Below are 16,369 nucleotides of genomic sequence, written 5' to 3'. Positions count from 1 at the left end.
ATCATAGCCAAACTCGCTTTTGGTCAGACCTCATTTGGCCTCATTCATTACTAATACGTTGGTCAACTCCCACCCATTTACAAATATTCTATGTGTCACTTCCCACCCATTAATTTTTGCAGCGAGTTGGCGACTACTACAGGCAGATCTCATGAAGCCTTACGGTTAAAGGCTTGTTAATGCTTTGTTTCAATGTGGCGCGCTAATTGCCTTAATGAAAGCACGCAGTTCCCATTGATGGGCTGCTTTGTTTACTAAGGAGAATAATAATGTTTAAGCCTCTTACCCTGCTGTCTGTATCTGCTCTGGCGCTCACAAGCTTTAATGCTGCTGCAAACTGTGACCCTGGTGAAATTGTGATTAAGTTCAGTCACGTAACCAATACTGATAAGCACCCTAAAGGCATTGCTGCTTCTTTACTAGAAGAGCGAGTAAACACGGAAATGAACGGCAAAGCTTGTATGCAAGTTTTCCCGAACTCAACACTTTACGATGATAATAAGGTACTGGAAGCCCTGTTAAATGGTGATGTTCAAATGGCAGCACCATCGCTGTCTAAATTTGAGAAGTTCACTAAGAAATACCGCATTTTTGACCTTCCTTTCCTATTTGAAGATGTAGAAGCTGTTGACCGTTTCCAAAACTCAGAGTCAGGCGAAAAACTGAAGAATGCAATGAAACGTCGTGGCTTACAAGGTCTAGCGTTTTGGCACAATGGCATGAAACAGATGTCGGCGAACAAACCTCTTATCAACCCTGAAGATGCGGAAGGTTTGAAATTCCGTGTTCAAGCATCAGACGTATTGGTGGCTCAGTTTGAACAACTGGGTGCTAACCCACAGAAGATGTCTTTCAAAGAAGTATACGGTGGCCTACAAACCAAGGTTATCGATGGCCAAGAGAACACATGGTCAAACATCTACGGTAAGAAGTTCTTTGAAGTACAAGACGGCGTGACAGAAACTAACCACGGTATCCTTGATTACCTCGTAGTAACGTCAAACGACTTCTGGAAAGACCTACCTGAAGATGTACGTACACAGCTTAGTACTATCGTTCAAGAAGTCTCTGAAACACGTAATGCAGAATCTTCAAAAGTTAACCTAGCGAACAAAAATAACATCATCGAAGCCGGTGGTGAGGTTCGTACACTTACGCCTGAACAGCGTGAAGCATGGGTAGCTGCACTTCAACCAGTATGGAAGAAGTTTGAAAAAGACATCGGTTCAGACCTTATCGATGCAGCGTTAGCTTCAAACCAATAACACCGCTAAGGGAGTGGCGTGCATTTCGCCACTCCTTATTAAAATAACTATAAGCGGAGTCAATTATGGATAATCCTCAAATGGAACAACCAAATTCTAGCGAATCAGCACTGGAAACCTCTCTTTTTTCCAAAGTCGGAAGAGTTACGGATGTGATTGAAGAGTCATTAATCGCATTTTTCCTTGGCGCAATGACGCTACTTACTTTTGCCAATGTGGTATTTCGATACGCATTCAATGGCAATATCTTGTGGGCACTAGAACTGACGGTGTTCATGTTCGCTTGGATGGTGTTAGTAGGCGCATCTTATGGCGTTAAAAAACACTTCCACATTGGCGTTGATGTCATTATTAACCTTGCCCCAGAAAAGCTACGTAAAGTGTATGCGTTGATCGCCGTTACAAGCTGCCTGGCCTTTTCAATCTTACTTCTTATAGGTTCTTGGAATTACTGGTACCCGTTCGCGACTGAGCGCGCTTGGTACGAGACCGATGATATTCCAATGCCCGAGATGCTTCAGTTTCTTGCTGACTGGCTGAATGAAGGCGAGCGATACGAGAAACTGCCACGTTTTATTCCTTATATGGCGCTGCCGATTGGTATGGCAATGCTGACGTTCCGATTCATCCAAATCGCTTATCAAGTGGCGACGGGCAAGCTTGACCGCATGATTGCAGGCCATGAAGCCGAAGAAGAACTGGATGCATTGAAAGCTGATGTGTTAGCGGGTTCTGATGAAGACGCGACAGCGGTATTGAATTCGACTAAGCAAAACAAGGCGAACGAGTCGGGTACAAAATCTAACGGTAAGGAAGACTAATCATGGCAATGTTATTTCTATTTTTAATGGTAATTGCTTTCATGTTGGTCGGTGTACCAATTGCGATTTCCCTTGGTTTATCGAGCGTCATATTCTTGTTGATGCACTCTGATGCGTCACTAGCTTCGGTTGCACAAACGCTGTTTAATGCATTTGCAGGCCACTACACACTCTTAGCGATTCCTTTCTTTATCTTGGCCTCTAGCTTCATGTCCACAGGTGGTGTGGCGAAACGTATTATCCGTTTTGCTATCGCAATGGTCGGCTGGTTCCGCGGCGGTTTAGCGATGGCGTCGGTTGTGGCATGTATGATGTTCGCAGCGTTATCTGGATCGTCTCCAGCAACGGTAGTGGCAATCGGTAGTATTGTTATCGCTGGTATGATCAAAAACGGCTACACAAAAGAATTCGCGGCAGGGGTTATCTGTAATGCGGGTACTTTAGGTATCTTGATTCCACCGTCAATTGTTATGGTTGTTTACGCTGCAGCGACGGATGTATCTGTAGGTCGTATGTTCCTCGGTGGCGTTATTCCTGGCCTGTTGGCCGGTGTGATGTTGATGATTGCTATCTACATTGCAGCACGTATTAAGAAGATTCCTGCACAGCCTTTTGTGGGCTGGGGTGAGATGTTCGCAGCAGCAAAAGACGCAAGTTGGGGTCTGCTACTGATTGTCATTATTTTGGGTGGTATCTACGGCGGTATCTTTACACCGACGGAAGCGGCGGCAGTGGCAGCGGTATACGCGTTCTTTATTGCCAACTTTATCTATAAAGATATGGGGCCTTTCGCTGATAAGAAGAATACAACGCCTGCTTTGGTTAAAGTGTTCCAAACCTTCTTCCATAAAGACACCAAAGACACGCTCTATGATGCAGGTAAGCTGACGATCATGCTGCTGTTTATCATTGCCAATGCTCTGATTCTTAAGCATGTACTGACAGAGGAACGCATTCCTCAGATGATCACTGAGTCTATGCTTTCTGCAGGCTTAGGTCCGATCACCTTCTTGATTGTGGTGAACGTTCTACTCTTGATTGGTGGGCAGTTCATGGAGCCATCAGGCTTGCTGATCATCGTTGCGCCATTGGTATTCCCAATTGCAATTGCACTGGGCATCGACCCCATTCACCTAGGCATCATGATGGTTGTGAACATGGAGATAGGGATGATAACGCCGCCTGTTGGGCTCAATTTGTTTGTGACCGCCGGGGTCGCGAAGATGTCGATGATGAACGTGGTAAAAGCAGCGTTGCCGTGGGTTGGCGTGATGTTCTTGTTCTTGATTATCGTAACTTACGTACCTTGGGTATCAACATGGTTACCAACCACATTGATGGGTCCCGAAATTATTACTAAATAGAGTTAATTAATCGCAAATAGGTGAGGAGGTATCATACCTCCTCATCAATATTCCTGCCGAGGTTCAAATAAGAGTCGCTCTGTTGATAGAGGGCTCTTTTTGCTTCTAATTCAGGAGTGTTTAGGTCGACATGTTGATCGATATAATAAACACCATCTATCTCCAACGTATCAGTAATTGATGGAACTTTTGTTTTCTCACCCATAACCACTTCCTTATTAACTTTATTGCATAACATCCTGTTAGCAAATTAAGTATAGGTGATCTTGCTCGCATATCTAATTTAGTTTTCGCTCTGTCGGTATGACTCTTTCGCAAGTTGATGTTTTTGCATCTTGTCATAGAGAGTTTTACGCGGAAGTTGAAGCCTTTCCATGGTCTCTTTTATGCTGCCATTACACTCAATAAGCGCTTGCTTTAACGTGTTTTTCTCAAAGTCAGAGACGAGTTCCGTTAGAGACAAATGCTGAGTTGATCCTGCGGTGTTGTCTGATAAATGAGACAGCTTGCCTAAAAGCACAAAACGCTCAGCTGTATTACGTAATTCTCGTACGTTTCCGGGCCAATTGTGGGCTAAAAGTTCGTGTAGCTCTTGTTGTGGAATCGCGGGAGCGGTCTTGCCATAACGAGCGGCTGCGACCAATAAGAAGTGGTGAAAAAGCGCAGGGATGTCTTCTTGGCGACCTCTTAACGGCGGCAAGTCTAGAGTAACAACATTGAGTCTGTAATAGAGGTCTTGGCGAAAAGTGCCTTCCTCAGAAGCTTTTTTTAGATCGACTTTAGTTGCGGCAATCACGCGAATATCCAGCGGTACTAATCCGTTCGAGCCCACTCTTTCAATGACTCGCTCCTGTAATACGCGTAATAGTCGTATTTGAGCTTGCATCGGCATGGATTCTATTTCATCTAAAAACAGTGTGCCGCCTTGCGCAAACTCGAACTTACCAACACGTTTACTTTCTGCTCCAGTGAATGCACCTTTTTCATGGCCATAGAGTTCACTTTCAATCAGGTTTTCAGGAACGGCGCCACAGTTGACCGCGACAAAGTTTTGCTCTCGGCGACTGCTTTGTTCATGCAGAGAACGTGCAACTAGCTCTTTACCCGTCCCCGTTTCACCAAACAATAAAATATCGGCATTGGTGTCTGCAACATGAGTGATGATAGAACGTAGCTCTGTCATAGATTGTGTGTCGCCAATGATTCTCGGCCCTAGTGCTTTACTCGCCTTCAACGAGCGCTTCAGCTCTTGGTTTTCGAGCGTCAACTGGCGCTTTTCGATGGCACGTTTGGTGGTTTCGATTAAGCGGTCATTCGCAAAGGGCTTCTCAATGAAATCGTAAGCACCGTTATGGATAGCTTGCACGGCCATTGAAATATCACCATGCCCTGTGATCATGATGACCGGGATCTCTTTGTCTTTATGCATGACCGTATTGAGTAAGTCATGCCCTGAAATACCCGGCAAACAGATGTCGGTGATGATCACATGGGGAAGGCCATTTTCCTGGATAGCGAGCAGCGCCGATTCCGCATCGGGAAAGAATTCAGCGTCAACATCAGCAAGCTCAAAGCTTTGCTCAATGGCCATTCTTAAATCGGATTCATCATCAATGAAATAGACGTGACACATAGTGGTTCCTTTACTCTTTTATTCTAATTATCGCTGAGTCATTTTGTGTAGCTGTGTAGCTGTGTAGCTGTTTACGTGTGTGCTTGCATGTTTTCGAGTTGGTCCGCTAGTTAGTTAACGGGTTGGTCTCAGTCTGTTGATGGACGTTTTTCATCGGGCACTATTGGGAGTTCGATACTAAAACGAGCACCGCCTTGTGGGCTTGTGCCTGTGATTAGCTTTCCGTTGATCCCACCGATTATTTGTTGAGAAATCGATAGCCCGAGTCCAAGACCATTTTTTTTAGTAGTATGGAAGGGCTCAAAAAAGTCTCCAGTCGAGGAGGACTTAAAACCGGGGCCGCTGTCATCGACGTGAATAAGCAAAATACTAGTTTGCTCATTGTCGGATTCCTTTCTCTCTAACAGGATAGCCAATTGCTTTTCGTCCTGATGCTCCATAGCCTGAATCGCATTGGTTAGAAGGTTAATGATCACTTGCTCGAGTTGGATGGCATTGGCGAACACGCAAGCATCAAATTTTTCTGGGAGCTCATTCACCTTAACTCGCTCACTCTTTAATTGTGGTTTCATGAGTTCTTTTGAGGAGTGAAGAACAGGCAATATTTGTAGAGTGTGGAGCTCTTCCGCTGTGGATTTCTTTGCGAAGGAACGAAGCTGGTGGCTGATTTTCGCCATACGATCGGTCAGTGCTGAAATCCGAGATAGGTTATCATCAACACGGTCGGGCTTCTCTTTTGCGAGAAACAACCGGCCGTTGTCTGCATAGCTACGAATCGCGGCGAGTGGGTTATTCAATTCATGACTGATACTGGCTGACATTTGACCCAATACGGCTAACTTAGCCGCCTGTATAAGCTCATCTTGTGTCTGTCTGAGCACCCGTTCTGTCTCGATACGCTGTTTGATCTCTATATGGAGCTCGGAGGTTCTTTCGAGCACTTGAAATTCGAGTTTTTGTTTGGCTTCAGATTGCAGCCTGTCGATTTGCGCACGCCTTTGTTGGCGGTGGTGGTTGAGTTGCATCGTGAGATAGATAATGGCAAACACTAAACTCAGCACCACAAGGTAAGCGATGAGATCCCACCAAACTAAGTGTGTCGGAGAAAATACTCGGACAGTTAGCTTTGGGTCATCGAGGAAGCGTGATGAAGTGAAAAAACGTTCTTTTACGAGTTGATGTGGTGACTGAATACTGCTGGTGGAGCTTTCTAAATCTCCTGAAAAATGCAGGCTCTCTATTTTGGTATCAAGGTATTGTCTGCTCTCTTGAATTCGAGTTTGTTGTGCCTTATCGAGCGGTTGAAGACTTTTGAATAGCCATTCTGGGTTACTCGACATGAAAACAATCTGATCTTTATCGTCGGCAACAAAAAAACTTTGCTTGCCTTTCCAGCTTGCCTCAATCAGTGATAAATCCATTTTTACGACAATGACACCAATGATTTCAGCAGCATAGGAAACAGGGTAAGAATAATAATAGCCTCGTTTCCCCGAAGTAGAACCTAAAGCAAAGTACTGGTTTTCATTGCCGAGAATCGCTTGTTGATAATAGGGACGAAATGCAAAGTTCCGCCCGACAAAAGAGTGTTTCAGGCTCCAGTTACTGGCTGCGATGGTGGTGCCGATACTGTCGAGCAGATAAGTGTCGGATGCTTGAATGACCGTGTTTACGTGCTCTAGATAACGATTGGTGAGTTCGATTTGCGCGGAATTACTTGGTGAGTGTAGGGCGTCGACCAACTCTTTGTCTTTTGAGAGTAGCTCTGGGATATGTGCAAACTTGTCGAGTTGGCTAGAAATATGAACGGAAAATCGGTCAAGCTTAGATTGGTGATCATTTAACAAACTTTGATGGCTTGTGCTCCATACCCAATACCCACCCACGATCATAAGTAAGCAGTAGACGACTAGCAGTAGTAAAGGGATTCTCAAAGCTCGAAACATAGAGGCTCTCCGCTAAATTCTAGGTAAAACAAACACGTCTGTATTTTCTCGTTTCTGACAACAATTAGCGGTAGTTTTTGATGAAAATGGAGAGTAAACAGACGGGAGTAGGTTAAGGCTTTGTAACGGAGATTGTTGAAAAAGTTATCGACTCTGAGGGGTAAAACAAGAGCAAGATCTCTTTTTAAGCTTTTTAGCAAAAAAAGGCCTCGATTCCCTTGAAAAAGTCGCTATTGTCCCCATTTCTGTTGTGCTAAGTGATGTTTTGATCGTCTTTTTATCATTTAGTTGTACGAATTTAGAGCATTCATCATCTAGCAGAGGTGAACGGCTCGACAGAGATTAAACAGATCGCTAGAATGTCGCGTCTAAAATTTCTGTCCTGAGGCTAATCGGAGATACCTTTCTTGTTTCTGAAAACAAGCTTTGCTGTTTTTTATAAGTGCGTGAGAACGAAGCTTTTAATTAGTATGTGAAGAACGAAGATATCGCTGATTAGTCTGGTGTTTAGTTGAATGATCAATTCAAACATCAATGCTCGATTTTAAATTAGGTGTTCGGATAGAGCACTACACAAGAATGCAGCCAACAACGTCCGCTTTTGAATTAAAGCTAAGTTACGGCTCATATGCTCAGATTACTGAGCCAGTTTTGAGGTTTATATAATGCAAGTTACTGTTGAAACGCTAGAAGGCCTAGAGCGCCGTCTTAATATTACTGTTCCTGCTGCTAACATCGAAGATGCAGTTACAGCTGAACTACGCAACATCGCGAAAAACCGTCGTTTCGATGGTTTCCGTAAAGGCAAAGTGCCTATGAAGATGGTTGCTAAAATGTACGGCAAAGCAGTACGTCAAGACGTGATGGGCGAAGTAATGCAACGTCACTTCATCGAAGCGATCGTTAAAGAGAAAATCAACCCAGCTGGCGCACCTACTTTCGCACCAGTTGAAAACAACGAAGGCGCTGACCTAGTATTCAACGCAACTTTTGAAGTTTACCCAGAAGTTGAGCTGAAAGGTCTAGAAAACATCACTGTTGAGAAACCAGCAGTAGAAGTTAAAGAAGCTGACGTTGAAGAGATGATCGAAACTCTACGTAAGCAACAAGCAACTTGGACTGAAGTTGAAGCTGCTGCTGACGCTGGTTCTCGTGCAACTATCGACTTCGTTGGTTCTATCGACGGTGAAGAGTTCGAAGGCGGCAAAGCTGAGAACTTCCCACTAGAGATGGGTGCTGGTCGTATGATCCCTGGTTTTGAAGACGGTATCGTTGGTAAAACAGCAGGTATGGAATTCGAAATCGAAGTAAACTTCCCAGAAGATTACCACGCTGAAAACCTAAAAGGTAAAGCTGCTAAGTTCTCTATCAAGCTGAACAAAGTTGAAGCTCGTGAACTTCCAGAACTAAACGAAGAGTTCGTTTCTAAGTTCGGCGCAGCTGAAGGCGTTGAAGGCCTTAAAGCTGAAGTTCGTAAGAACATGGAGCGTGAGCTTAAGCAAGCTGTTAAGAACCGCATCAAAGAGCAAGCAATCGACGGTCTAGTTAACGAAAACAACATCGACGTACCTTCTGCTCTAATCGATCAAGAGATCAGCGTTCTACGTCAACAAGCTGCTCAACGTTTCGGTGGCAACACTGAAGCTGCTGACCAACTTCCACGTGAGCTGTTCGAAGAGCAAGCTAAACGTCGCGTAGTTGTAGGTCTTCTTCTTGGTGAAGTAATCAAGACTGAAGAGCTAAAAGCTGATGACGAGAAAGTTAAAGCTATCATCGAAGAGATGGCTACAGCATACGAAGATCCAACAGAAGTTATTGCTTACTACGAGCAAAACGAGCAAATGATGAACAACATGCGCAATGTTGCTCTAGAAGAGCAAGCTATTGATGCAATCATCGCTAAAGCTCAAGTTTCTGATAAAGAAGTTAGCTTCAACGAGCTAATGAATCAGCAACCTGCTTAATATAGTAATATCTGACGTAGAAGGTTGACGTACGGTCAACAATTCTGCTAACAATGGTCCGTATGATTTAATCATTCGGGCCATTTATTTTAGGGACATAAGAATATGAGCTACCAAGAAAAAAACACAATGCCATCGATTATGGACGCACTAGTTCCTATGGTGGTTGAACAGACTTCCCGTGGTGAACGTTCTTACGATATTTATTCTCGTCTATTAAAAGAACGTATCATTTTCTTAACAGGTCAAGTGGAAGACCACATGGCAAATCTTGTCGTGGCTCAACTGCTTTTCTTGGAATCAGAAAACCCAGACAAAGATATCTATCTTTACATCAACTCACCTGGCGGCAGCGTAACAGCGGGTATGTCTATCTACGACACAATGCAGTTCATCAAGCCAAACGTGAGCACAGTATGTATGGGTCAAGCTTGCTCTATGGGTGCATTCTTACTAGCGGGTGGTACTCCTGGTAAGCGTCACGTGCTTCCAAACTCTCGTGTAATGATTCACCAGCCACTTGGCGGTTTCCAAGGCCAAGCGTCTGATATTCAAATTCATGCGCAAGAGATCCTAACGATCAAGCAAAAGCTAAACAATCTATTGGCAGAACATACAGGTCAGCCTTTAGAAGTTGTTGAGCGTGATACAGATCGTGATAATTTCATGTCTGCTGATCAAGCAGTAGAATACGGTTTGGTGGATTCAGTTCTTAATCACCGCGGTCAATAATTGCAGGGCAATTGTTTAACGCAAAGTGATTCAAATTGTTATACACTCAAACATAGAGAGTAAAGGCTAAGAGGTTAGCGAATGACAGACAAAAGCAAAGAGGGTGGTAGCGGTAAACTGCTTTACTGCTCTTTCTGTGGCAAAAGCCAGCACGAAGTTCGCAAGTTAATCGCAGGTCCTTCTGTTTACATTTGTGATGAATGTGTCGATCTTTGTAACGACATTATTCGTGAAGAAATTAAAGATGTTCTTCCTAAGAAAGAATCGGAATCGCTGCCAACGCCGCGTGAGATTCGTGAGCATCTTGACGACTATGTAATCGGTCAAGAACACGCGAAGAAAGTGCTAGCAGTTGCGGTATATAACCACTACAAGCGTTTGCGTAATGGTGATACGACAGCTGAAGGCGTAGAGCTAGGTAAGAGTAACATCCTTCTTATCGGTCCTACTGGTAGTGGTAAAACACTACTGGCTGAAACATTGGCTCGTTTCCTAGACGTTCCATTCACAATGGCAGATGCAACGACACTAACCGAAGCGGGTTACGTGGGCGAAGATGTTGAAAACATCATCCAGAAGTTGCTTCAAAAATGTGATTATGACGTAGCGAAAGCGGAACGTGGCATTGTTTACATCGATGAAATCGATAAGATTTCTCGTAAAGCTGAAAACCCATCAATCACGCGTGACGTGTCTGGTGAAGGTGTGCAGCAAGCTCTACTAAAACTTGTTGAAGGTACAGTTGCTTCAGTTCCACCTCAAGGTGGTCGTAAGCATCCACAGCAAGAGTTCTTGCAAGTGGATACGTCTAAGATCCTATTTATTTGTGGCGGAGCGTTCTCTGGCCTAGATAAAGTGATTGAACAACGTGTAGAAAAAGGTTCGAGTATTGGTTTTGGCGCAGAAGTGCGTTCAAAAGATGAAACGAAAACTGTGGGTGAACTGTTCACTCAAGTTGAACCTGAAGATCTCGTGAAGTACGGTCTAATTCCGGAATTCATTGGTCGTCTACCCGTGACAACGACATTGACAGAACTTGACGAAGAAGCTCTAGTTCAAATTCTTTGTGAACCGAAGAATGCGCTTACTAAGCAGTACGCAGCATTATTTGAAATCGAAGATACTGAATTAGAATTCCGTGAAGATGCTCTACGTGCAATTGCGAAGAAAGCAATGGAACGTAAAACGGGTGCTCGTGGTCTACGTTCTATTTTGGAGGGTGTTCTACTAGAAACTATGTACGAACTGCCATCTTCAACTGATGTAAGCAAGGTTGTCATTGATGAGTCGGTAATTAATGGTGAGTCAGAACCACTGTTGATTTACAGCAACTCAGATAACCAAGCAGCTGTTGCAGAGTAGGTCTTTTTTAGACTACACGCTCAAATTGAAAAAGGAGGTAAGCAATTACCTCCTTTTTTTTATTCTTCCATTGAATCCAGTCGTTTAAGCCCCATATACTGCTTTATAAGTTAAAGCGGAAGAGAGAAATATATGAACTTGGAACGTTCCGAGCGTATCGAAATCCCCGTGCTACCTCTACGTGATGTAGTGGTTTACCCACACATGGTTATTCCATTGTTTGTTGGTCGTGAAAAATCGATTACTTGCCTTGAATCGGCAATGGAAGCTAACAAACAAGTACTACTTGTAGCGCAGAAAGAAGCGGACACTGATGAGCCTTCAATTGACGACCTATTTAACGTAGGTACAGTCGCTACCATTCTTCAGTTGCTAAAGCTCCCTGATGGTACTGTTAAAGTACTTGTTGAAGGTCAGCAGCGTGCAAAAATTCACCAGTTTAAAGAAAGTGAATTCTTCTTAGCGGATGCCGAATACGTTGTTACCTCAGAACTTGACGAAAAAGAACAAGAAGTGGTTGTTCGCAGTGCGATCAATCAATTCGAAGGCTTTATTAAGCTAAACAAAAAGATTCCACCAGAGGTTCTAACATCTCTGAACGGTATTGATGAGGCAGCTCGCCTTGCTGATACGATTGCTGCGCACATGCCTCTTAAATTGGTAGATAAGCAGCACGTTCTAGAAATTGCAGATGTGACTGAACGTCTGGAATTCTTAATGGGCCAAATGGAGTCAGAAATTGACATCTTGCAAGTTGAAAAACGCATTCGTGGCCGCGTTAAGAAGCAGATGGAGAAATCTCAGCGCGAGTACTACCTGAATGAGCAAATGAAAGCGATTCAGAAAGAACTTGGCGAGATGGATGACGCGCCTGATGAATTCGAGACTCTGAAGAAGAAGATCGAAGATTCAAAAATGCCTCAAGAAGCTCGTGAAAAAACTGAGCAAGAACTGCAAAAACTGAAAATGATGTCGCCAATGTCTGCTGAAGCAACAGTAGTACGTAGCTATATCGATTGGATGGTTGGTGTTCCTTGGGCAAAGCGTTCAAAAGTTAAGAAGAATTTAGCGAAAGCGGAAGAGGTCTTGAATGAAGACCACTACGGCTTAGAGCGTGTAAAAGAACGAATCCTTGAATACTTGGCAGTACAAAACCGAATTAACAAGCTAAAAGGTCCAATCCTTTGTCTTGTTGGTCCTCCTGGTGTGGGTAAAACCTCTCTAGGTCGCTCGATTGCCGCTGCAACGGGCCGTAAGTACACTCGTATGGCGCTAGGTGGCGTACGTGACGAAGCGGAAATCCGCGGTCACCGTCGTACATACATCGGTTCTCTTCCGGGTAAGCTTATTCAGAAGATGTCTAAAGTTGGCGTTAAGAATCCACTGTTCCTATTAGATGAAATCGATAAGATGTCGTCTGATATGCGTGGTGACCCATCTTCAGCGCTTCTAGAGGTGCTAGACCCAGAGCAAAACGTTGCGTTTAACGATCACTATTTAGAAGTAGATTACGATCTGTCAGATGTCATGTTTGTTGCAACGTCTAACTCAATGGACATTCCTGGCCCGTTATTGGACCGTATGGAAGTGATCCGCCTGTCGGGTTACACAGAAGATGAAAAGCTGAACATAGCTAAGAGTCACTTACTGGACAAACAAGTTCAACGTAATGGTCTTAAGCCTCATGAGATTAATATCGAAGATTCAGCAATCGTTGGCATTATTCGTTATTACACGCGTGAAGCAGGTGTGCGTAACTTAGAGCGTGAAATCTCTAAGATCTGTCGTAAAGCAGTTAAGAACATTCTGCTAGATAGCAGCCTTAAGTCTGTAACGGTTAACATAGATAACCTGAAAGAGTACTTGGGTGTTCAACGTCATGACTTCGGTAAAGCGGATGAGAGCAATCGTATAGGTCAGGTAACTGGTCTAGCGTGGACTCAAGTTGGCGGTGATCTACTGACCATAGAAACTGAATCAATGCCAGGAAAAGGCAAGCTAACGCAAACCGGCTCACTTGGCGATGTGATGAAAGAATCGATTCAAGCGGCAATGACCGTGGTTCGTTCTCGTGCAGAAAATCTGGGTATTAACGTGGATTTCTACGAGAAGCGCGATATCCACGTTCACGTACCTGAAGGTGCTACACCAAAAGATGGCCCGAGTGCGGGTATCGCAATGTGTACTGCACTTGTCTCTAGCTTAACGGGTAACCCTGTGAAAGCTGAGGTTGGTATGACCGGTGAAATTACCCTACGTGGTGAAGTTTTACCTATCGGCGGCTTGAAAGAAAAACTGCTTGCAGCTCACCGTGGTGGCATCAAAACAGTCTTGATTCCAAAAGATAATGAGCGTGATTTGGAAGAGATTCCAGACAACGTTATTGCTGACTTGAAGGTAATTCCGGTCCAATGGATTGATGAAGTACTTAAGGTTGCGCTAGAACGAGATCCGTCAGGGGTCGAGTTTGACGTGAAAAAATAGTGATGCGTAGCAAAAATAAGTAAAGAATTACGCTGATAGGCTCGAAAAGGCTTGTCAGCGTTTTTTTTGGACGCTAAGTTATTCGACTAAAGCGGCAATCCCTTTTGCAATAAGGCTTGCGGCTAAATAAAAACCAAAATGGAACGTACAGTCATCGAGATGTAGTCACAGATGACACATAGGGGAAAAACAGTGAATAAAACACAACTAGTAGAATCAATCGCAGAAAACGCAGACATCTCTAAAGCTTCAGCTGGTCGCGCTCTAGACGCTTTCATCGAAGCAGTTGGTACAACTCTACAATCAGGTGACCAAGTTGCACTTGTTGGCTTTGGTACTTTCAGTGTTCGTACTCGTGCTGCTCGTACAGGTCGTAACCCAAAAACTGGTGAAGAGATCCAAATCGCTGAAGCTAAAGTACCTGGCTTCAAAGCGGGTAAAGCACTTAAAGACGCATGTAACTAATTTTTGTTGCTGAAACCTCAAACTTTAAGAGGGGAAGGCAGTAAAATGCGTTTACTGTTTGAAAAATGATGTTTCATTTTTAGACAGTATGTGTACAAAGCACATTGAACTTATTTAAATTATGCGCATCCTACTGATGCGCATTTCTTTTTCTGATAATATCGCGTGAATAGATTTTTATTTTGAAGCCAATGCTTCATATCCGGAGAGCACTTAAATTATGATGGATCGATTACGCGAAGGCGTGAATAGCATCGCGGTAAAAATTATCCTTGGGTTGATTATCCTGTCATTCGTATTCGCAGGTGTGGGCAGCTACATCACCGGTGGCGGTAACAACGCAGCAGCTAAAGTTGGCAACACAGAAATTGCCCGTGGTGAGTTTGAACAAGCTTACCAAAACGAACGTAATCGCATGCAATCTCAACTTGGCGACTACTTCGCTCAAATGCTTGCAGACCCTGCATACGTAGAGTCTTTCCGTAAGTCAGTCCTTGATCGCATGATCAACGATGTTCTACTTGAGCAGCAAGCTGAGTCTTTAGGCCTACGAATCAGTGATTCTCAAATCCGTACAATGATTCTAGAAATGCCTCAATTTCAAACGGCCGGTCAATTCGATCAAGATATTTACCAAGCAGCACTACGTCGCGCAGGTTTCAGTGCAGAAAGCTTTGCTGAGTACATGCGTCGTGACCTAATGCGTAACCAGCTTGTTACTGCGCTTCAAGGCAGCGAGTTTGTTCTTCAAGGTGAAATCGATACACAAAGTAAGCTTATTGCTCAAACTCGTGATATTCGCACAGTGACGCTTTCTGTTGCTGATTTAGCGAAAGGTATCGAACTTACTGACGAACAGATCGAGCAGTACTACTCTGAAAACCCATTAGCTTACACTCGTCCAGAGCAAGCTAAGGTTTCTTACATCGAACTTTCAGCTGAAGCGCTTAAGTCGCAGCTTGAAGTGAGTGATGAAGAAGCTCAGAAATATTACCAAGAGCACCTAGATAAGTACTCAACTTCAGAGCAACGTAAAGTTAGCCATATCCTAGTTCAAGGCGATGATGAAGCGAAAGCTCAGTCAATCCTAGACGAACTCAACGCCGGTGCTGATTTCGCTACACTAGCAGAAGAGAAGTCTGATGATTTCGGCAGTGCTGACGTTGGCGGTGATCTAGGTTGGATTGAACGCGATGTTATGGACCCAGCATTCGAAGATGCAGCTTTTGCTCTTGAGAATATTGGTGATACAACGGGCCTAGTTAAATCTGAATTTGGCTACCACATCATCAAGCTAGACGAACTAAAAGCATCTCAAGCTCAGCCTTACACTGAAGTAGCGGCAGAGATTAAGAGTGAGCTTTTAGATCAGCATGCAGTAGACCAGTTCTATGAACAGCAAACTGAGCTAGAGAAAGTGGCATTTGAATTCCCTGACTCTTTAGATGATTCTGCAGAAGCTATTAATGCGAAAATCACAACGACTGATTTCATCTCTCAAGTAGATGCGCCAGAAGTGTTGATGACGCCTGCTGTTATGCAAGCTATCTTGAGCCCTGAAGTGAAAGAAGACGGCCTAAACTCTGAAGTTATCGAAGTTGCACCTGAACACGTGATTGTTGTTCGTGTAGAAGAGACTCGTGACGAAACCGTTCTTCCTCTAGAAGAAGTGAAAGATCAAGTTGTCGCTGCATTGTCTGCTGTACAAGCTGAGCAACAAGCAGTTGAGCTAGGTGTTTCTCTAGTGAACGAACTTAAGCAAGGTAACGAAGCAGTACTTGCAGATAACAACCTTGAGTTCACTGAACTTGAAACGATTGACCGTAACTCACCACTAGCGGCGTCTGTATTCGCTCTAGCGAAACCAGAAGCAGGTCAAGCTGTGTTCGGTCAATCTAAAGACCAAGACGGTAACATCGTTGTTGTTGAGCTTTCTAAAGTAACAGCTGAAATCAACCCAGCTTACAGCACTCAAATTGGTGCACAGTTGGAGCGAGTTGGTAATCAGCAAGACCTTACTAATGTACTAAACGTACTGCGCAAAAATGCAGACGTTGAATATTACGTAGTGGGTCAAGGTCAGTAAGCTCAGGTTAGCTTGAGTTAGCTTAGCTCGGTAGTTAAGCCTGTTAGGTGACTGACTACCGAGAATCAACATGCGATGGTTGTTGTTTTGCAAATTGGGTTTATTCGATAAATCAGATTTGTGAGCCAACAAACAAGCTGATGAAAATAAGATGTATAACGAAGCGGGTCACTTAGGTGACCCGCTTTATTTTTATCTGGCGATTATGTTATTTGCCACGGTAAGTGCATAAGTTACCTTTTTTGAA

At 43.9% G+C, this 16,369-nt stretch carries 12 protein-coding genes and 1 pseudogene; 10 read left to right on the top strand and 3 right to left on the bottom strand.

The window, feature by feature from the left end:
• Window positions 1-269 precede the first annotated feature (269 nt).
• The 3 genes from OCV36_RS11390 (at window position 270) to OCV36_RS11380 (ending at window position 3,450) form a co-directional block, all read left to right on the top strand.
• Entirely contained in the window at window positions 270-1,265 is a 996-nt protein-coding gene (locus OCV36_RS11390) for a TRAP transporter substrate-binding protein (RefSeq protein ID WP_135457986.1), read from the top strand.
• 65 nt (window positions 1,266-1,330) lie between these two features.
• On the top strand, window positions 1,331-2,086 hold the full coding sequence (locus OCV36_RS11385) for a TRAP transporter small permease (RefSeq protein WP_135457988.1): 756 nt from the start codon (window positions 1,331-1,333) through the stop codon (window positions 2,084-2,086).
• 2 nt (window positions 2,087-2,088) lie between these two features.
• Window positions 2,089-3,450, top strand: coding sequence for a TRAP transporter large permease (locus OCV36_RS11380; RefSeq protein ID WP_102364462.1), 1,362 nt, complete (start codon window positions 2,089-2,091; stop codon window positions 3,448-3,450).
• 31 nt (window positions 3,451-3,481) lie between these two features.
• Here OCV36_RS11380 and OCV36_RS11375 read toward each other — a convergent pair whose 3' ends face one another.
• The 3 genes from OCV36_RS11375 to OCV36_RS11365 all read right to left on the bottom strand — a co-directional run bounded on the left by OCV36_RS11375 (window position 3,482) and on the right by OCV36_RS11365 (window position 7,029).
• Entirely contained in the window at window positions 3,482-3,655 is a 174-nt protein-coding gene (locus OCV36_RS11375) for a hypothetical protein (RefSeq protein WP_167853052.1), read from the bottom strand.
• Window positions 3,656-3,733: 78 nt separating this feature from the next.
• Entirely contained in the window at window positions 3,734-5,083 is a 1,350-nt protein-coding gene (locus OCV36_RS11370; protein WP_135457990.1) for a sigma-54-dependent transcriptional regulator, read from the bottom strand.
• Window positions 5,084-5,211: 128 nt separating this feature from the next.
• Window positions 5,212-7,029: a sensor histidine kinase gene (locus OCV36_RS11365; RefSeq protein WP_135457992.1), complete on the bottom strand. Its 1,818-nt coding sequence runs from the start codon at window positions 7,027-7,029 to the stop codon at window positions 5,212-5,214.
• Window positions 7,030-7,186: 157 nt separating this feature from the next.
• Here OCV36_RS11365 and OCV36_RS25475 point away from each other — a divergent pair.
• The 7 genes and pseudogenes from OCV36_RS25475 to ppiD all read left to right on the top strand — a co-directional run.
• A pseudogene (locus tag OCV36_RS25475) lies at window positions 7,187-7,375 on the top strand (hypothetical protein); the annotation flags it as partial.
• Window positions 7,376-7,694: 319 nt separating this feature from the next.
• Window positions 7,695-8,993, top strand: coding sequence for a trigger factor (gene tig, locus OCV36_RS11360; protein ID WP_017073585.1), 1,299 nt, complete (start codon window positions 7,695-7,697; stop codon window positions 8,991-8,993).
• Between the two features lie 105 nt (window positions 8,994-9,098).
• A complete protein-coding gene (clpP, locus tag OCV36_RS11355) occupies window positions 9,099-9,725 on the top strand; it encodes an ATP-dependent Clp endopeptidase proteolytic subunit ClpP (RefSeq protein ID WP_017073584.1) in 627 nt (208 codons plus the stop codon).
• Between the two features lie 81 nt (window positions 9,726-9,806).
• Window positions 9,807-11,087, top strand: coding sequence for an ATP-dependent protease ATP-binding subunit ClpX (gene clpX / locus OCV36_RS11350; protein ID WP_017073583.1), 1,281 nt, complete (start codon window positions 9,807-9,809; stop codon window positions 11,085-11,087).
• Between the two features lie 132 nt (window positions 11,088-11,219).
• On the top strand, window positions 11,220-13,571 hold the full coding sequence (gene lon, locus OCV36_RS11345; protein WP_017073582.1) for an endopeptidase La: 2,352 nt from the start codon (window positions 11,220-11,222) through the stop codon (window positions 13,569-13,571).
• 192 nt (window positions 13,572-13,763) lie between these two features.
• Complete coding sequence (locus OCV36_RS11340) at window positions 13,764-14,036, top strand: HU family DNA-binding protein (protein WP_004736083.1); 273 nt, start codon at window positions 13,764-13,766, stop codon at window positions 14,034-14,036.
• 220 nt (window positions 14,037-14,256) lie between these two features.
• Window positions 14,257-16,122: a peptidylprolyl isomerase gene (ppiD, locus tag OCV36_RS11335; RefSeq protein ID WP_135457993.1), complete on the top strand. Its 1,866-nt coding sequence runs from the start codon at window positions 14,257-14,259 to the stop codon at window positions 16,120-16,122.
• Window positions 16,123-16,369: the final 247 nt, after the last annotated feature.

Source organism: Vibrio echinoideorum, from assembly GCF_024347455.1.
Classification (GTDB): domain Bacteria; phylum Pseudomonadota; class Gammaproteobacteria; order Enterobacterales; family Vibrionaceae; genus Vibrio; species Vibrio echinoideorum.
The sequence above is the reverse complement of the archived record's forward strand: the minus strand, read 5'-3'. Positions and strand labels throughout refer to the sequence as shown.